Source organism: Rhodanobacter soli, assembly GCF_040548735.1.
Lineage (GTDB): Bacteria > Pseudomonadota > Gammaproteobacteria > Xanthomonadales > Rhodanobacteraceae > Rhodanobacter > Rhodanobacter soli_A.
Window position 1 is genome coordinate 619306 of the sequence record NZ_JBEPSD010000001.1, and the last position, 16519, is coordinate 635824.

General features: G+C 66.4%; 17 protein-coding genes. 4 read left to right on the plus strand and 13 right to left on the minus strand.

Annotated features, from left to right (window positions below; translation table 11 throughout):
- Positions 1-2: 2 nt before the first annotated feature.
- Positions 3-1334, minus strand: a complete 1332-nt coding sequence (locus ABIE04_RS02870) for a TRZ/ATZ family hydrolase (protein ID WP_354547071.1) — start codon at positions 1332-1334, stop codon at positions 3-5.
- A 136-nt stretch (positions 1335-1470) separates the two neighbouring features.
- Positions 1471-2049: an elongation factor P gene (gene efp, locus ABIE04_RS02875; protein ID WP_354547072.1), complete on the minus strand. Its 579-nt coding sequence runs from the start codon at positions 2047-2049 to the stop codon at positions 1471-1473.
- An 87-nt stretch (positions 2050-2136) separates the two neighbouring features.
- On the opposite strand from efp, the gene epmB reads away from it, so the two are divergent.
- Together epmB and ABIE04_RS02885 are read left to right on the plus strand one after the other, a co-directional pair.
- Positions 2137-3147: an EF-P beta-lysylation protein EpmB gene (epmB, locus tag ABIE04_RS02880; protein ID WP_354547073.1), complete on the plus strand. Its 1011-nt coding sequence runs from the start codon at positions 2137-2139 to the stop codon at positions 3145-3147.
- Between the two features lie 135 nt (positions 3148-3282).
- The gene (locus tag ABIE04_RS02885; protein WP_354547074.1) at positions 3283-5325 is read left to right on the plus strand and encodes an EAL domain-containing response regulator; all 2043 of its coding nucleotides are present in this window, start codon (positions 3283-3285) and stop codon (positions 5323-5325) included.
- A 99-nt stretch (positions 5326-5424) separates the two neighbouring features.
- On the opposite strand, the gene rplS is transcribed toward ABIE04_RS02885, so the two are convergent.
- The 5 genes from rplS to ffh form a co-directional block, all read right to left on the minus strand.
- Positions 5425-5823, minus strand: a complete 399-nt coding sequence (gene rplS / locus ABIE04_RS02890; RefSeq protein WP_354547075.1) for a 50S ribosomal protein L19 — start codon at positions 5821-5823, stop codon at positions 5425-5427.
- A 46-nt stretch (positions 5824-5869) separates the two neighbouring features.
- Positions 5870-6643 carry a tRNA (guanosine(37)-N1)-methyltransferase TrmD gene (trmD, locus tag ABIE04_RS02895; RefSeq protein WP_354547076.1) on the minus strand — a complete coding sequence of 258 codons (774 nt, stop codon included), beginning with the start codon at positions 6641-6643 and terminating at the stop codon, positions 5870-5872.
- A 33-nt stretch (positions 6644-6676) separates the two neighbouring features.
- Positions 6677-7192: a ribosome maturation factor RimM gene (gene rimM / locus ABIE04_RS02900; RefSeq protein WP_354547077.1), complete on the minus strand. Its 516-nt coding sequence runs from the start codon at positions 7190-7192 to the stop codon at positions 6677-6679.
- Positions 7193-7195: 3 nt separating this feature from the next.
- Positions 7196-7450: a 30S ribosomal protein S16 gene (gene rpsP, locus ABIE04_RS02905; RefSeq protein WP_056386481.1), complete on the minus strand. Its 255-nt coding sequence runs from the start codon at positions 7448-7450 to the stop codon at positions 7196-7198.
- Between the two features lie 142 nt (positions 7451-7592).
- Positions 7593-8972 (minus strand): signal recognition particle protein, encoded by a 1380-nt coding sequence (ffh, locus tag ABIE04_RS02910; protein ID WP_354547078.1) that lies wholly within the window; start codon positions 8970-8972, stop codon positions 7593-7595.
- 96 nt (positions 8973-9068) lie between these two features.
- Between ffh and ABIE04_RS02915 the strand changes: the two genes are divergently transcribed.
- Positions 9069-9866: a cytochrome C assembly family protein gene (locus ABIE04_RS02915; protein WP_354547079.1), complete on the plus strand. Its 798-nt coding sequence runs from the start codon at positions 9069-9071 to the stop codon at positions 9864-9866.
- An 8-nt stretch (positions 9867-9874) separates the two neighbouring features.
- Here the strand turns inward: ABIE04_RS02915 and radA are convergent, their stop codons facing one another.
- The 6 genes from radA to ABIE04_RS02945 all read right to left on the minus strand — a co-directional run bounded on the left by radA (position 9875) and on the right by ABIE04_RS02945 (position 14941).
- Complete coding sequence (radA, locus tag ABIE04_RS02920; RefSeq protein WP_354547080.1) at positions 9875-11260, minus strand: DNA repair protein RadA; 1386 nt, start codon at positions 11258-11260, stop codon at positions 9875-9877.
- A gap of 144 nt (positions 11261-11404) precedes the next feature.
- The gene (locus ABIE04_RS02925) at positions 11405-12799 is read right to left on the minus strand and encodes a replicative DNA helicase (RefSeq protein ID WP_354547081.1); all 1395 of its coding nucleotides are present in this window, start codon (positions 12797-12799) and stop codon (positions 11405-11407) included.
- Positions 12800-13085: 286 nt separating this feature from the next.
- Positions 13086-13535 (minus strand): 50S ribosomal protein L9, encoded by a 450-nt coding sequence (gene rplI, locus ABIE04_RS02930; RefSeq protein ID WP_354547082.1) that lies wholly within the window; start codon positions 13533-13535, stop codon positions 13086-13088.
- A 156-nt stretch (positions 13536-13691) separates the two neighbouring features.
- Positions 13692-13922 (minus strand): 30S ribosomal protein S18, encoded by a 231-nt coding sequence (gene rpsR / locus ABIE04_RS02935; RefSeq protein ID WP_007081973.1) that lies wholly within the window; start codon positions 13920-13922, stop codon positions 13692-13694.
- A gap of 14 nt (positions 13923-13936) precedes the next feature.
- On the minus strand, positions 13937-14368 hold the full coding sequence (rpsF, locus tag ABIE04_RS02940) for a 30S ribosomal protein S6 (protein WP_056386493.1): 432 nt from the start codon (positions 14366-14368) through the stop codon (positions 13937-13939).
- Positions 14369-14614: 246 nt separating this feature from the next.
- Positions 14615-14941 carry a HesB/IscA family protein gene (locus ABIE04_RS02945; RefSeq protein ID WP_056386495.1) on the minus strand — a complete coding sequence of 109 codons (327 nt, stop codon included), beginning with the start codon at positions 14939-14941 and terminating at the stop codon, positions 14615-14617.
- A 152-nt stretch (positions 14942-15093) separates the two neighbouring features.
- On the opposite strand from ABIE04_RS02945, the gene asnS reads away from it, so the two are divergent.
- Positions 15094-16509, plus strand: coding sequence for an asparagine--tRNA ligase (gene asnS, locus ABIE04_RS02950; RefSeq protein ID WP_354547083.1), 1416 nt, complete (start codon positions 15094-15096; stop codon positions 16507-16509).
- Positions 16510-16519 lie beyond the last annotated feature (10 nt).

Below are 16519 nucleotides of genomic sequence, written 5' to 3' on the forward strand. Positions count from 1 at the left end.
GTTCAGGCCGAGGCGATGCGTTCGCGCCAGGCGTGCGTCCGCTCCAGGATCGCAGCGACATCCATGCCGACCAGCTCGCGCCCGGCCAGCTTGCGCCGGCCGGCGATCCACACGTCGCTGACCTGGTGGCGGCCGGTAGCGTAGACCAGCTGCGAGATGACGTGGAACATCGGCTGGGTCTCCAGCTCGCTCAATCGCACGGCGGCGAAGTCGGCCTGCTTGCCGAGCTCGATCGAGCCGATCTTCGCTTCCAGTCCGACCGCCTTCGCGCCGTTGAGCGTGGCCGCGCGCAGCGCGAACGCGGCGTCGAACGCCGCGGCGTCGCCGGCGACCGCCTTGGCCAGCAGCGCGGCGGTGCGCATCTCGCCGAACATGTCCAGGTCGTTGTTCGAAGCGCAGCCGTCGGTGCCCAGCGCCACGTTGACGCCGGCCAGGCGCAGCTTCTCCGCCGGGCAGAAGCCGGAGGCCAGCTTCAGGTTGGACTCCGGGCAATGCACCACCGACACGCCGGCGGCGGCGCACGCGGCGATCTCGCCGTCGGTCAGCTGGGTCATGTGCACGGCGATCAGGCGGTCGTTGACCAGGCCCAGCTTCTGCAGGCGCTGGAACGGGCGCAGGCCGCTCTTGGCCTTCTCGTCCTCGACCTCGTGCGCGGTCTCGTGGGTGTGCAGGTGCACCGGGATGTCGAGCTGGTCGGACAGCACGCGGATGCGCTCGAAGCTCTCGTCCGACACCGTGTACGGCGCGTGCGGCGCGAACGCGGTGCTGACCAGGTTGTCGCTGCGGAAGCTGTCATGCACTTCGCTGGCGCGCTCGAAGTATTCGTCCTGGCTTTTCGCCCACGCGGTGGGGAACTCGATCACCGGCAGGCCGACCACCGCGCGGAAACCCAGCTTGCGATAAGTGGCGCCGATCACGTCGGGGAAGAAGTAGTTCTCGTTGGCGCAGGTGGTACCGCCGCGCAGCATCTCGGCCACCGCCAGCTCGACGCCGTCGCGCACGAACTCGGCGCCCATCACCTTCGCCTCGGCCGGCCAGATGTGCTGCTGCAGCCACACCATCAGCGGCAGGTCGTCGGCGAGGCCGCGCAGCAGGGTCATCGGGTTGTGCGTGTGGCTGTTGACCAGGCCGGGGATCAGCGCGTGCTCGCCCAGTTCGACGCGCTCGCGCGGCGCATAGGCGAGCCGCGCGTCGGCGATCGGCAGCAGCGCCACGATGCGCTCGTCCTGCACCACCACCGCGTGGTTTTCCAGCACCACCGCATGCGGCTCGACCGGCACGACCCAGCGGGCTTCGATCATCAGGTCGACGGGCTGTGGAGGCATCTGGCTCATCGCTCACTCACTCTGCATAAGGATGGATACGAGATGGGGCGGCACACCTTGCGGCGCCCGCCCCATGTTCGTCATCCCTGCTTCAGCAGGGACGGCACGCCGGCAAGGACGTGAGGTTCGCTCACGCGCCGGCACGTCACTTCACGCGGCTGTCGTACTCGCCAGTGCGGGTGTCGACCTTGATGACTTCGTCCTGATTGACGAACAGCGGCACGCGCACCACGGCACCGGTCTCCAGCGTGGCCGGCTTGCCGCCACCACCCGAGGTGTCGCCGCGCACGCCCGGATCGGTCTCGGCGATCTTCAGCTCGACGAACTTCGGCGGCTGCACGGCAACGATGCTGCCGTTGAACAGCGTGACCACGCACTCTTCCTCGCCCTTGAGCCACTTCCATGCGTCACCCATCGCGGCCAGCGTCGCCGGCACCATCTCGAAGGTTTCCATGTTCATGAAGTGCCACAACCGATCCTTGCCGAGGCCATCGATGAAGGAAAGTTGCATGTCGGTATCGGTGACATCCGCTTCTTCGAAGGAATCGCTGGACTTGAGCGTCTGCTCGGTGGTGCGGCCGTCCTTCAGGTTGCGAATGCGAATGCGGGTGAACGCCTGGCCCTTGCCCGGCTTGACGAAGTCCGCTTCGGTGATGACCCAGGGGTCACCGTTATGAAGGATCTTCTTGCCCGTTTTGACGTCATTGAGGCCAAGGGTCGCCATGCGTTAGTGCTCCGGAGTCAATTTCGCCCAATGGGCGGCTAAAATGGGTGTCTGTCACGGGCTTTGCCGCCCGCTCCAAGGCCCGCCATGATAACCGCAAGCCCCCATGCCCGCCTATCGTCGCCCACACCCGGCTGGCGCGAATTGTGGCGGGACGCCATCACCGATCCCGTGGAACTGCTGCAGGCCGTGGGCCTGGGCGGTCGTGCCGACCTGCTGCCGCCGGACGACGCCGGCTTCGCCCTGCGCGTTCCCCGCGGATTCGTGGCGCGCATGCGCCGCAACGACCCGTTCGACCCGTTGTTGCTGCAGGTGCTCCCGCAGCTGGCCGAGCACGACCAGGCCGAGGGCTTCACGCTCGACGCGGTCGGCGACATGGCCTCGAAGGCCGGGCATGGCGTCCTGCACAAGTACGACGGCCGTGCCCTGCTGATTGCCAGCGGCAGCTGCGCGATCAACTGCCGCTACTGCTTCCGTCGGCACTTCCCCTACGGCGAGGAAATCGCCGCCGCATCGCAGTGGCACGAGGCACTGGCCCACGTGAAGGCGGATCCGTCGATCCGCGAACTGATCCTGTCCGGCGGGGACCCGCTGGCACTGGCCACACACAAGCTGGAGGAACTGACCCGCGGCCTGACCGACCTGCCGCACATCATCCGCCTGCGCATCCACAGCCGCCTGCCGGTGGTGCTGCCGGAGCGCGTCGACGACGCCTTCATCGGCTGGCTGACCGCCGTGCCGCTGCAGAAGGTGGTCGTGCTGCATGCGAACCATGCCAACGAACTGGACGCCAGCGTCGACGCTGCCTGCGCTCGCCTGCGCGCGGCCGGCGCCACCGTGCTCAACCAGTCGGTGCTGCTGCGCGGGATCAATGACGACGCCGACACCTTGGCCGAGCTGTCCGAACGGCTGTTCGCCGCCGGCGTGCTGCCGTACTACCTGCACCAGCTCGACCGCGTGCAGGGTGCCGCGCATTTCGAGGTCGACGACAAGCGTGCCCTAGCGTTGATGGAGGCACTGCGCGCCCGCCTGCCGGGCTATCTGGTGCCTCGGCTGGTGCGTGAGGTGGGCGGCGACGCCTCCAAGCGGCCGCTGTGAACCGGGCCGCGGTCACTGTTCCATGGTTTTTCCGCTGGCGGCTGCTGGCGGAATCCGTTACAAACACTGATCGCGGCTGATCGCATACCTCTCCTCCGTACCGCCAGCGATGATCAACGGACAGCGTCACGCCCCATGAAAAAAGATTACGTCATCAAGATCCTCTTCATCGAAAGTTCGCTGGAAGAGGCCGAGCAGATCATCAGCCTGCTGCGCAATACCGGCATTGCCGTGCGGCCGGCCCGTGCCACCAACGTGGAGCAGATGCAGGCTGCGGTGAACGAGCTGGAACCGGACGTGGTGATGTTCGACCCGGCGATCACCAGCATCAGCCTGGAGGACGCCGTCAAGGTGCTCGATGCGTACGGCCGCGACTACTCGCTGCTGGGCCTGGTCAACTCGATCGACAACCAGATCGTGGCGGACCTGTTCGTGCACGGCGCCCGGGGCGTCGCCTCGCGCAGCCAGCCGAAGCAGCTGATCGCGGTACTGCAGCGCGAGTTCGACTCGCTGCAGACGCGTCGCCAGGTGCGCCGCCTGGAGACCGCCCTGCGCGAATCGGAGCGCCGTTGCGACGCGCTGCTCGACTCCTCCACCGATGCGATCGCGTACGTGCACGAGGGCATGCACGTGCGGGCCAACCACGCCTACCTGGAAACGTTCGGCTACGAGAGCTTCGACGACCTGCTCGGGCTGCCGGTGCTGGACATGATCGACTCGGCCAACGCCGACGAATTCAAGTCGCTACTCAGAGGCCACGCGCGGCAGGAGAAGACGCCGTCCCAGCTCACCCTGCATGCGCGCCGCGCCGACGGCAGCCAGTTCGACGCCACGGTGGAATTCGCGCCGGCCACGTTCGAGGGCGAACCCTGCCTGCAGATCGTGTTCCGCCGGCAACTGGTCGACCAGGCCGTGTTGGAACAGCTGCAGCGCGACCCGGTCACCGGCCTGTTCAACCGCGCCCGCATGCTGGAAGCCATCGACGACGCCGTCACCGCGGCGGCGAAGGGCAAGAAGGGGCAGTCGCTGCTGCTGATCGAGCCCGACAATTGGGCATCGCTGGTGGGCGGCATCGGCCTGGGCAAGGCCGACGAACTGCTCTCCGGCTTCGCCGACCGCATCCGTATGCTGCTCGGCGCCGACGATGTCGCCGGCATGCTCGCCGAGCACACCTTGGGCGTGGTGCTCGATTCGCGCCCGGACGAGGCGATCAAGGAGTGGATCGCCAAGTTGCAGCACAGCGTCAGCAACGAAATCTTCGATGCCGGTTCGCGTTCGATCACGGTCACCGCCAGCGTCGGCGGCAGCCTGCTGGGGGAGAAGAACGCAAACACCGAACTGTTGCTCAACCAAGCCAGCCAGGCCTTGCGCACCGCACAGAGCCTCGGCGGCAGCCAGGTGGAGCTGCACGACCCGGCCGCGCGCGAGAAGGCCGACGAGGAACGCGAGCGCTACTGGCTGGAGCTGCTGCGCAAGGCGCTGACCGGCGAGGGCCTGGTGCTCTACCACCAGCAGACCATCAGCCTGCAGGATGCCGAAGGCGACTATTCGGAAATCCTGCTGCGCATGAACGGCCCGCAGGGCGAGGTGCTGCCCGGCTTCTTCATGCCGATCGCCGAGAAGCACAACCTCACCGGCGCGATCGACCGCTGGGTGCTCGACCAGACCATCAAGGCGCTGCAGGAGCGCGAGAGCCAGGGCCAGGCGACCACGTTCTTCGTCAAGCTCACCGCCGCCTCGCTGGAAGACGACACCCTGCTGTCGTGGCTGGGCACCCGGCTCAAGCAGGCGGCGCTGAAGCGCGGCCAGCTGGTGCTGGAGATGACCGAGAGCAAGGTGATGACCCTGTTGCGTCCGGCGCAGGAGTTCGTCAACGGCTGGAAGAAACTCGGCGGCCGCTTCGCGCTGGAGCAGTTCGGCTCGGGCCTGAACTCGTTCCAGTTGCTCAATCACATCGACGCGGACTACCTGAAGATCGACCGCAGCTACATGGCCGACCTGCCGCAGCACCCGGAGAGCCAGAAGAAGGTGACCGAGATCTGCCAGCAGGCACGCGAACTGAAACGCCAGACCATTGCCGAGTGGGTCGAGGACGCCACCAGCACCTCGCTGCTGTTCGCCTGCGGCGTGGATTTCGTGCAGGGCAACTTCCTGCAGCAGCCGCAGCGGCTGGAGTAAATCGTTCCGCCACATCGCGCCCGGATTTTTTGTTCCGGCCACAAAAAACCCGCGGATCGCTCCGCGGGTTTTTTCATGCGGCAGCAACTGCGGAGCGGATTACTCGGCAGCGGCAGCGGCGGCCTTCGCGTTCGCCTTGGCGGCGGCAGCGGCGGCGATGTCTTCCTTGATGCGGGCGGCCTTGCCTTCCAGGCCACGCAGGTAATACAGCTTGGCGCCGCGCACCTTGCCCTTGCGCTTCACGGTCACCGAGTCGATGGCCGGGCTGTGCGCCTGGAACACGCGCTCCACGCCGGTGCCGTGCGAGATCTTGCGCACGGTGAAGGCCGAATGCAGGCCGCGGCTGCGCTTGGCGATGACGATGCCCTCGAACGCCTGCACGCGCTCGCGGTTGCCTTCCTTCACCTTGACGTTGACCACCACGGTGTCGCCGGGGCTGAATTCCGGCAGCTGGCGGGTGATCTGCTCGGATTCGAACTGTTCAATGATCTTGTTCATGGCGCACCTGTCGGTTCACGTAAATCGGTATCAAGGGCTGCGGCCGTCACTTGGCCGCATCGTCTTGCCGCGCTCGCCCTTGTGAGGCATGTTCGCGGCGGAATTCGTCCAGCAGCGCACGGGATGCAGCATCCAGCCCACGCTGTGACAACAAGTCGGGTCGGCGCAACCAGGTTCGTCCCAGCGATTGCTTGAGGCGCCAGCGGGCGATCGCCGCGTGGTCACCGGACAGCAACACCTCCGGTACATCACCCAGTGCGTCGTGCACCGGTTTTGCATAGTGCGGACAATCCAGCAGGCCATCCGAGAATGAATCCTGCTCGGCCGACTGCGCGTCGTTCAACGCGCCGTCCTGCAAGCGCCCCACCGCGTCGATGATCACCGCGGCGGCGAGCTCGCCGCCGGACAGCACATAATCGCCGATGGAGAGCTCCTCGTCGACCTCGTGCGCCAGCAGACGCTCGTCCACACCTTCGTAACGCCCGCAGAGCAGCGCGATGCGCGGCAGCCTCGCCAGCGCTTCCACCCTGCCCTGCGTCAGCCGCGCTCCCTGCGGACTGAGATAAACCAGATGCACCGGTTCCGGTGCCGCCGCGCGCATGGCCGCCAGGGTCGTGCGCAACGGTTCGATCATCATCACCATGCCGGGACCGCCGCCATACGAGCTGCTGTCCACGCTGCGGTGTTTGTCGATGGCGTAGTCGCGCGGGTTCCAGGCTTCCACCTGCAGCAGCTCGCGTTGCTGCGCGCGTCCCACCACACCGACGGCGGCGCACTGGCGCACGAAGTCGGGAAACAGGCTGACGACATCGATGCGCATGATCCTCGACCCTCTGCCCACGACCCGGCGACGTCAGAATTCAGGATCCCAGTCCACCACCATGCGCCCTGCGGACAAGTCCACCGAACGCACATACGAACCCTGGACGAAAGGAATCAGCCGCTCGCGCTCGCCATCCCTCACCACCACGACATCGTTGGCACCGGTGGCGAACAGGTGACTGACCCGCCCCAGCTTCACGTCTTCCGTGGTGACGACCTCGAGTCCTTCGAGATCGACCCAGTAATACTCACCTTCCGCCGGAGGCGGCAGCTGCTCACGGGCGACGTAGATGTCGGTCCCGATCAACGCCGCGGCCTGTTCCCGGTCGTCCACCCCGGGCAGCTGGGCCACCATGCCCTTGCCCTGCGTACGACCCTTCACTCCGGTGACCTGCGTCTCCACACCCGGCGCTGCACCGAGCAGCCACGGCTGGTAGTCGAAGATCCGCATGCGCGGCTCGGCCCAGGATTCGATCTTGAGCCAGCCCTGCACGCCGTACAGCCCGACGATGCGTCCGATCAGGACGCGCCGACCGGCTGCAGCCATGATTCAGGCAGCCTGCTGCTTGCCGGCTTCCTTGACCAGGGCGGCGACCTTGTCGGTCAGCTGCGCACCCTTGCCCACCCATTCCTTGACGCGCTCGACGTTCAGCTCAAGGCGCTTGTCCTTGCCCGACGCGACCGGGTTGTAATAACCGATGTTCTCGATGTTGCGGCCGTCGCGCTTGCTGCGCTGATCGGTCACGACGACGTGGTAGAACGGACGGCCCTTGGCGCCACCGCGCGAAAGACGAATCTTGACCATGGTAAAACTCCAGAATTGCCGAATGAGCGGCAGGCACACGGGAGACGTGCGCGGTAAACGGGGCATTTTAGCGGTTTTTCGGGAAAAGGGAAGACTTTGCGCGCGAACATCGGGGCGTCGCCATGCCTGCCCGCGCCCCGCGTCAACGCATCGGCGGCAGCCCGCCCATGCCGCCCATGCCCTTCATGGCGCCGCGCATCTGCCGCATCAGGCCCTTCGTGCCGCCCTTGGACAGCTTGGACATCATCTTTTCCATCTGCATGTACTGCTTGAGCAGGCGGTTGACGTCGGCCGGCTGGGTGCCCGAACCGCGCGCCACGCGGGCGCGGCGCGAGCCGTTCAGCAAATCGGGATGACGACGCTCCTTCTTGGTCATCGAGTTGATGATCGCGATCATCTTGTTCATCTCGCCGTCGTTGACCTTGGACTTGACGCTGTCCGGCAAACCGGACATGCCAGGCAGCTTGTCCATCAGCCCGGCCAGGCCGCCCATGTTGCCCATCTGCTCCAGCTGGTCCTTCATGTCGTTCATGTCGAAACGCTTGCCCTTCATCACCTTCTGGGCCAGCTTCTGCGCCTTGTCCTGGTCGACCTTGCGCTCGACCTCCTCGACCAGCGACAGCACGTCGCCCATGCCGAGGATGCGCTGGGCCAGACGATCCGGGTGGAACGGTTCCAGCGCATCGCTCTTTTCGCCGGCGCCGAGGAACTTGATCGGCTTGCCGGTGACGTAACGCACCGACAGCGCCGCGCCGCCGCGGGCGTCGCCGTCGGTCTTGGTCAGGATCACGCCGGTCAGCGGCAGCGCCTCGTTGAACGCCTTGGCCGTGTTGGCGGCGTCCTGGCCGGTCATCGAGTCGACCACGAACAGGGTTTCGATCGGCATGATCGCGGCGTGCAGCGCCTTGATCTCGGCCATCATCGCCTCGTCGACGTGCAGGCGGCCGGCGGTATCGACGATCAGCACGTCGACCACTTCGCGACGGGCTGCCGCGACGGCAGCCCTGGCGATGGCGACCGGGTCCTGGCCCGCCTCGGACGGGAAGAACTTCACACCGACCTGTTCGGCCAGCGTGCGCAACTGCTCGATCGCGGCCGGACGGTAGACGTCGCAGCTGACCACCATCACCTTTTTCTTCTTGCGCTCGGTCAGCAGGCGCGCCAGCTTGGCCACCGTGGTGGTCTTGCCGGCACCCTGCAGGCCTGCCATCAGCACCACGGCCGGCGGCTGCTGGGCCAGGTTCAGTTCGGTGTTGGCGGTGCCCATCACCACGGTCAGCTCGTCGCTGACCACCTTCACCAGCGCCTGGCCCGGCGACAGGCTCTTGACCACGTCCTGGCCGACCGCGCGCACCTTGATCCGCTGGATCAGCGCCTGCACCACCGGCAGCGCCACGTCCGCCTCCAGCAGCGCGATGCGCACCTCGCGCAAGGCCTCGCGGATGTTTTCCTCGGTCAGCCGGCCACGACCGCGCAGGCGATTGACCGTGGTGGAAAGACGTTGACTGAGCGACTCGAACATGACGGAACCGGCAAACAGGAAAGTGCATGATTATAGCGGACGGATCGCCCCGCTTCGCATGCAAGCCGGCATGGCCCTGTGCGACACTGCGCGGCTATGACCATCCACGTTCTGGCCCTGATCGCCATCGTGCTCTACCTTGCCGCCGCCGCCGGCCTGGCGCGGCCCTTGCTGAGCGGAGGTCAACCGCTGAACCGGCTGGCGCTGGGGCTGGCTGGCGCTGCCGTGCTGGTCCATGCCGGCATCCTGCTGGGCATGCACCGCGGCGCGCTGGACCTGCACTTCTTCGCGGCGCTGTCGCTGGTCGCGTTCGTCGTCTCGGCGCTGACCCTGCTGGTGAACGCCTCGCGCCCGGTCGCCGCACTCGGCGTGATCGTGTTTCCGCTGACCGCCGCGCTCATCGCGGTGGACAGCTTCCTGGCGCCGGCGACCCTGCCGCAACCGATGGGTTGGCAGATCAAGCTGCACGTCACCGTCGCCCTGATTGCATTCGGCGTGCTGTCGATCGCCGCCGCGCTGGCGATCCTGCTGGCGATCCAGGAGCGTGCGTTGCGCCATCGACAGTTCGGCCGCTGGCTGCGTGCGCTGCCGCCGCTGACGCTGACCGAGACCTTGCTGTTCCGCCTGATCAGCGCCGGCTTCGTGCTGCTCACGCTGACCCTGCTCACCGGCGTGCTGTTCGTCGACAACCTGTTCGGCCAGCACCTGGCACACAAGACCGTGCTGTCGATCGTGGCCTGGCTGATGTTCGGCGTGCTGCTGTACGGACGCTGGCGGCACGGCTGGCGCGGCGCGCGCGCGGTCAACCTGACCCTGATCGGGATGGCCGCGCTGGTGCTGGCGTTCTTCGGCAGCAAGGCGGTTCTGGAACTGGTCCTGCACCGCGGCATGTAACCGCACGCTCAGCGGCAGGCGTCGATCGCCTCGCTCAAGCGCTCCACCCCGACCACCTCCATGTCGCCGACCCTGCCCTTCTTCGGCGCGTTCGCCTTCGGCACGATCGCGCGGCGGAAACCGTGGTGAGCGGCTTCCTTCAGGCGCTCCTCGCCATTCGGCACCGGACGGATCTCGCCGGACAGGCCCACCTCGCCGAAGGTGACCATGTGCTCGGGCAAAGGCCGGTCGCGCAGGGACGACAGCACCGCCAGCAGCACCGGCAGGTCCGCCGCGGTTTCCTGCACGCGGATGCCGCCGACCACGTTGACGAACACGTCCTGGTCGTAGGCCGCCACGCCGCCGTGCCGGTGCAGCACGGCCAGCAGCATCGCGAGGCGATTCTGTTCCAACCCCAGGGTGACCCGGCGCGGATTGCCCAGCGAGGACTGGTCCACCAGTGCCTGCACCTCGACCAGCAACGGCCGGGTGCCCTCGCGGGTCACCATCACGGCGCTGCCCGAGGTTGGCCCGGCGTGCGAGGACAGGAAGATCGCCGACGGGTTCGGCACCTCGCGCAGGCCCTTGTCCGACATCGCGAACACGCCCAGTTCATTGACCGCGCCGAAGCGGTTCTTGAACGCGCGCAGCACGCGGAAGCGCGAACCGGATTCGCCCTCGAAATACAGCACCGCGTCGACCATGTGCTCCAGCACGCGCGGACCGGCGATACCGCCTTCCTTGGTGACATGGCCGACCAGGAATACCGAGGTGCCGGTCTCCTTGGCGAAACGGGTGAGCTTGGCCGCCGACTCGCGCACCTGCGACACCGAACCGGGCGCGGCGGTGAGCAGTTCGGTCCAGATGGTCTGGATCGAGTCGATCACCAGCACCCGCGGGCGCGTCGCCATCGCCTGTTCGAGGATCCGCTCGATGCAGGTCTCAGCCAGTGCCTGCAGCGGCTCCAGCGGCAGACTGAGGCGCTGCGCCCGCGAGGCCACCTGCGACAGCGACTCCTCGCCGGTGACATACACGCTGGGCAGGTGTGCGCCCAGCGTGCCCAGCATCTGCAGCAGCAGGGTCGATTTGCCGATGCCCGGGTCGCCGCCGATCAGCACCACCGAACCCTGCACCAGGCCGCCGCCGAGCACCCGGTCCAGCTCGCCGATGCCGGTGAGCGTGCGCGCCTCGCTGGTCAGCGCCACCGCGGTCAGCGGCGTGACGCGCGGTGCGCCGGCGGCCCCACCGGCGTAGCTGGAACGCTGTGCGCCCACCGACGACTTCGCCGCCGAGGCCGGCGCCAGCACGATCTCGCTGAGCGTGTTCCATGCTCCGCACTCGACGCACGAGCCCTGCCACTTCGGATGTTCGGCACCGCAATCGGTGCAGACATAGGCGGTCTTGGCTTTGGCCATGCGGGGTTGTCCGGCTGGATACGTGGAAGATGCGAGCTTAGCCCGCGGTCATCGCAAACGGCGAGACGCATCGGCGCAGGAAGCTGTCAGCTTTCGCCGCCGCATGACCTTCGGGAACGACTGCCCACTCCCGATCCTCCGGGCTCAGTCGAACGACCCCACGAACGAATCCGACGCGTAGTTCACGAACTGGGTGTAGTGGCCGAGGAAGGTCAGCTTGCAGGTGTCGGTGGGACCGTTGCGCTGCTTGCCGATGATGATCTCGGCGACGCCCTTGTCGGGCGATTCCTTGTTGTAGTACTCGTCGCGGTAGATGAACATGATCACGTCGGCGTCCTGCTCGATCGCGCCCGACTCGCGCAGGTCGGACATCATGGGGCGCTTGTCGGCGCGTTGCTCCAGCGAGCGGTTCAACTGCGACAGGGCGATCACCGGCACGTTCAGTTCCTTGGCCAGTCCCTTCAGCGAACGCGAGATCTCCGAGATCTCGGTGGCGCGATTCTCCTTGTTGCCGGGCACCTGCATCAGCTGCAGGTAGTCGATCACGATCAGGCCCAGCCCGCCGTGCTCGCGGTGCAGCCGCCTCGCGCGCGAACGCAGCTCCACCGGCGACAGGCTGGGCGTGTCGTCGATGAAGATCCTGGCGTCGGAGAGCAGCGCGATGGCGTTGGAGACGCGCGGCCAGTCCTCTTCTTCGAGGGTGCCGTTGCGCAGGTGCTGCTGATGGATGCGGCCGACCGAGGAGATCAGGCGGAACGCCAGCTGCGATGAGGACATTTCCATCGAGAACACCACCACCGCCTTCTTGCCGCCCAGCGCGGCGGCTTCGGCGATGTTCAGCGCAAACGCGGTCTTGCCCATCGACGGGCGCGCCGCCACGATGATCAGGTCCGACGGTTGCAGGCCGGAGGTGAGCGCATCCAGGTCGGTGAAGCCGGTGCTGACGCCGGTGAGCTGACCGCGGTTTTCGTAGCGCTCGGTGAGCAGGCGGAACGCGTCCTTCACCGCCTCGCGCATCGAGACGGAGTCCTTCTTGCCGCGCGCGCCGGATTCGGCGATGTGGAACACGCGCTGCTCGGCGCTTTCCAGCACCTCGTGCACGCTCTTGCCCTCGGGCCGGTAGCCGTCCTCGGTGATCGAGGTACCGGCGTCGATCAGCTGGCGCAGCACCGACTTCTCGCGCACGATCTCGGCGTACGCGGCGATGTTCGCCGCGCTGGGCGTGCTGTTGGCCAGCTCGATCAGGTAACCGGCGCCGCCGACCATCTCGGCCAGGCCATTGCTCTCAAACCAGTCGCCCAGGGTCACTGCGTCGCACGGCATGCCCTTGTTCGCCAGCTCGTTGATCGCGCGCCAGATCAGCCGGTGGTCCTTGCGGTAGAAGTCGTCCTCGGCGAGCCGGTCGGCGACCTTGTCCAGCGCATCCGGCGCCAGCATCAGGCCGCCCAGCACCGCCTGTTCGGCATCGATCGAATGCGGCGGTACGCGCAACGCCTCGATGGCAGGAGAGGAAGGTTTGCGCTCGGGCACGAAGGACATCAACTTACCTCAGGAGAATTGCCCCACGACCGGCGCGCGGCGCGCCGACATCCCGCGGGTAGTCATACCGACACCATCATGCGCGGCGACGTCTCACCCGTCGAGACCATAACTCTGTGGATAAGCTGTGCGTTGCTGGGGATAAACCGACACGGCGAACGCATCGCGAATCGTTCGGACGGGCTGGCTCCGGGCTTCCGCCGTCGACCACCCCGATCCCCGCCCAGAAAGACGACGGGCGCCCTGGGGCGCCCGTCGTCCTGCAATCTGCAGCAGTGGATCGAGCTTACTTGTCGCCGACCACGATCACCTTGACCGTGGTCTGCACGTCGGCGTGCAGGCTCACCACCACGTCGTACTCGCCGGTGTTGCGAAGCGGGCCTTCGCCCAGGATCACCTCACCCTTGTGCACGGCATGACCGATCGCAGCCAGCGCCTCGGCGATATCGCGCGGGCCGACCGAACCGAACAGCTTGCCTTCCGCACTGGCGTGCGCGGAGATGGTCACCGAAACGTCGGCCAGCTTGGCCTTGCGTGCTTCGGCGTCGGCCAGTGCCGTGTTGGCCTTGGCCTCGTACTCGGCACGACGCTGTTCGAACGCGGCCAGGTTGGCAGCGTTGACGCGCACGGCCTTGCCCTGCGGCAGCAGGTAGTTGCGGCCGTAACCGGGCTTCACGGTGACCTTGTCGCCGAGCGTGCCGAGGTTGCGGACTTTCTGCAGAAGAATGAGTTCCATGATGCTTTCCTGTTCGTTAGCACCGGTGGGTCCGGTGCAGCCAGAGGCGGTTGTCCGAAGGACAGAGAGTCGGGGGTCCGGAACCGGAAACGGGAATCGCAGGGGCAAGTGCCTTTTGCGATTGCCGATTTCCGTATCCCGATTCCCGGCTCCAAATCAGACGTCGTGGTTGTCGGTGTACGGCAGCAGCGAGAGGAAGCGCGCGCGCTTGATCGCGGTCGCCAGCTGACGCTGGTAGCGGGCCTTGGTGCCGGTGATGCGGCTCGGCACGATCTTGCCGTTCTCGGTGACGTACTGGCGCAGGGTGTTGAGATCCTTGTAGTCGATCTCCTTCACGTCTTCGGCAGTGAAGCGGCAGAACTTGCGGCGGCGGAAAAACTTGGACATGTCTGTGCTCCTGATCAGTCGTCGCTGTCGCGATGGTTGTCGCGGTCGTCGCGGTCACGGCCGCGGCCTTCGCCGTCACCCTCGTCGTCGCGGCGACGGGTGGACTTGGCGTCATCCTTTTCCTTCGACTTCAGGATGAAGGACGGCTCGGTATCGGCCTCGTCGCGACGGATCACGAGATGGCGAAGCACGGCGTCGTTGAAGCGGAAGCCCGACTCCAGCTCGTTCAGCGCGTTCTGGCTCACTTCGATGTTGAGCAGAACGTAATGCGCCTTGGCCAGGTTCACGATCGGGTACGCCAGCTGGCGGCGGCCCCAGTCTTCCAGGCGGTGGATCTTGCCGCCGTCGGTCTCGATCAGCGCCTTGTAGCGCTCGAGCATCGCCGGAACCTGCTCGCTCTGGTCAGGGTGGACCATGAACACAACTTCGTAATGACGCAGGGTCATTGTGGGTTGACTCCTTGTGGATGCGGCCTTGCGGCCTCGCAGCCTCCCGTTGGTGCGGTGAGGCAAGTGTCCTGCCGGCACCTTTTCGATGCGGACAGGAGCGGGATTGTAAGCGGGCCAGGTGGCCACGCGCAAGTCATTGAAGGATAAAGGGGCGGGAGGTGGGTAGCGAAGGCGTCAAAACCGATACGCGCAGCCATGCCGGGCTGGAAACCGGCACCCGCTGCCCGCCCCGCACCTTCCGGCTCAACTGACCGTGAAGCTCTCGCCGCAGCCGCATTCGCCGGTGGCGTTCGGGTTGTGGAACACGAAGCTGGCGTTTAGCCCCTGCCGCTGGAAGTCGATCACGGTGCCCTCGACCATGGCCAGGCTCTTGCCGTCGACGATCAGCGGCAGCCCGTCCACCTCGACCAACTGGTCGTCTTTGCCGACCACCTCGGCCAGGTCCACCACGTAGGCGAAGCCGGAGCAACCGGTGCGCTTGACCCCGAAGCGCACGCCGGCCGCCGTCGGCGTGCCGGCCAGGAAGTGGCGCATGCGTTCGTTGGCAGCGGGAGTGATGGTGATGCTCATGACGGTGGATCGACCTCGATCAAGTGGCCCGGAAAGTCGCGGCGCAGGCAACAGCTACATTATCATGCCGGTTTGGCCTTGCGTGCCGCCACGCATGCGCCGTTCATCTATTCACGCGCCGACATGCGGCGCTTCTGCAGGAGTTTCAACCGATGGCCGTGGTCAGTCCGACGCTATGCAGCGTGAAGCAGGCTCTTTCCGGCAAGCTCGACGCCGGCAGCGCGGTGACCGTGCGCGGCTGGGTACGCACCCGCCGCGACTCCAAGGCCGGCCTGTCCTTCGTCAACGTCACCGATGGCTCCTGCTTCGACCCGATCCAGGCTGTGGTGCCGGCCACCCTGGCCAACTACGACAGCGAGGTGAAACACCTCACCGCCGGCGCCGGCGTGATCGTCAGCGGCACCCTGGTGGCGTCGCAGGGCAAGGGCCAGGCCTTCGAACTGCAGGCGGACAAGGTCATCGTCACCGGCTTCGTCGAGGATCCGGAGACCTACCCGATCCAGCCCAAGCAGCACACCATGGAATTTCTGCGCGAGGTCGCCCACCTGCGCCCGCGCACCAACCTGTTCGGCGCGGTGACCCGGGTGCGCCACACCATGATGACGGCGATCCACCGCCACCTCACCGAACAGGGCTTCTTCTGGATCAACACGCCGATCATCACCACCTCGGATGCCGAGGGCGCCGGCGACATGTTCCGGCTGTCCACGCTGGACCTGGCCAACCTGCCGCGCGACGACAAGGGCAAGATCGACTTCCGCAAGGATTTCTTCGGCCGCGAGGCGTTCCTCACCGTGTCCGGCCAGCTCAACGTCGAGGCGTACGCGCTGGCGATGAGCAAGGTCTACACCTTCGGTCCCACCTTCCGTGCCGAGAACTCCAATACGCCGCGCCATCTGGCCGAGTTCTGGATGGTCGAGCCGGAGATCGCGTTCGCCGACCTGGCTGCCGACGCGGACTGCGCCGAGGCGTTCCTGAAAGCGATCTTCAAGGCCGTGCTGGACGAGCGCCCGGACGACATGGCCTTCTTCGCCGAGCGCGTGCAGAGCGACGCGATCACCCGGATGGAGGCGTTCATCGCCAAGCCGTTCGAGCGCATCGACTACACCGACGCGATCGAGATCCTGAAGAAGTCCGGGCAGAAGTTCGAGTATCCCGTGGCCTGGGGCATCGACCTGCAGACCGAGCACGAACGTTACCTGGCCGAGAAACATATTGGCCGTCCCGTGGTCGTCATGAACTACCCCGAGGCAATCAAGGCGTTCTACATGCGTCTGAACGATGACGAGAAGACGGTCGCGGCGATGGACGTGCTGGCGCCGGGCATCGGCGAGATCATCGGTGGCAGCCAGCGCGAGGAGCGGCTGGACTACCTCGATCGCCGCATGGTCCAGTTCGGCCTCGACCCCGCTGCTTATGGCTGGTATCGCGACCTGCGCCGTTATGGCACGGTACCGCATGCCGGCTTCGGGCTCGGCTTCGAGCGCCTGCTGGTCTATATCTGCGGCCTGTCCAACATCCGCGACGCCATCCCCTATCCCCGTGCCGCCGGAACGGCCGAATTCTGAGCAACCCAAC

Excerpts from the sequence above, each read along its gene's own strand:
- epmB (WP_354547073.1), top strand. The coding sequence starts at position 2,137 with ATGATAACCGCAAGCCCCCATGCCCGCCTATCGTCGCCCACACCCGGC.
- asnS (WP_354547083.1), top strand. The coding sequence starts at position 15,094 with ATGGCCGTGGTCAGTCCGACGCTATGCAGCGTGAAGCAGGCTCTTTCC.
- ABIE04_RS02885 (WP_354547074.1), top strand. The coding sequence starts at position 3,283 with ATGAAAAAAGATTACGTCATCAAGATCCTCTTCATCGAAAGTTCGCTG.
- ABIE04_RS02945 (WP_056386495.1), bottom strand. The coding sequence starts at position 14,941 with ATGAGCATCACCATCACTCCCGCTGCCAACGAACGCATGCGCCACTTC.
- rplS (WP_354547075.1), bottom strand. The coding sequence starts at position 5,823 with ATGAACAAGATCATTGAACAGTTCGAATCCGAGCAGATCACCCGCCAG.
- radA (WP_354547080.1), bottom strand. The coding sequence starts at position 11,260 with ATGGCCAAAGCCAAGACCGCCTATGTCTGCACCGATTGCGGTGCCGAA.
- ABIE04_RS02870 (WP_354547071.1), bottom strand. The coding sequence starts at position 1,334 with ATGAGCCAGATGCCTCCACAGCCCGTCGACCTGATGATCGAAGCCCGC.
- rpsF (WP_056386493.1), bottom strand. The coding sequence starts at position 14,368 with ATGACCCTGCGTCATTACGAAGTTGTGTTCATGGTCCACCCTGACCAG.
- rpsP (WP_056386481.1), bottom strand. The coding sequence starts at position 7,450 with ATGGTCAAGATTCGTCTTTCGCGCGGTGGCGCCAAGGGCCGTCCGTTC.
- ffh (WP_354547078.1), bottom strand. The coding sequence starts at position 8,972 with ATGTTCGAGTCGCTCAGTCAACGTCTTTCCACCACGGTCAATCGCCTG.
- ABIE04_RS02915 (WP_354547079.1), top strand. The coding sequence starts at position 9,069 with ATGACCATCCACGTTCTGGCCCTGATCGCCATCGTGCTCTACCTTGCC.
- ABIE04_RS02925 (WP_354547081.1), bottom strand. The coding sequence starts at position 12,799 with ATGTCCTTCGTGCCCGAGCGCAAACCTTCCTCTCCTGCCATCGAGGCG.
- trmD (WP_354547076.1), bottom strand. The coding sequence starts at position 6,643 with ATGCGCATCGATGTCGTCAGCCTGTTTCCCGACTTCGTGCGCCAGTGC.
- rpsR (WP_007081973.1), bottom strand. The coding sequence starts at position 13,922 with ATGTCCAAGTTTTTCCGCCGCCGCAAGTTCTGCCGCTTCACTGCCGAA.
- rimM (WP_354547077.1), bottom strand. The coding sequence starts at position 7,192 with ATGGCTGCAGCCGGTCGGCGCGTCCTGATCGGACGCATCGTCGGGCTG.
- rplI (WP_354547082.1), bottom strand. The coding sequence starts at position 13,535 with ATGGAACTCATTCTTCTGCAGAAAGTCCGCAACCTCGGCACGCTCGGC.
- efp (WP_354547072.1), bottom strand. The coding sequence starts at position 2,049 with ATGGCGACCCTTGGCCTCAATGACGTCAAAACGGGCAAGAAGATCCTT.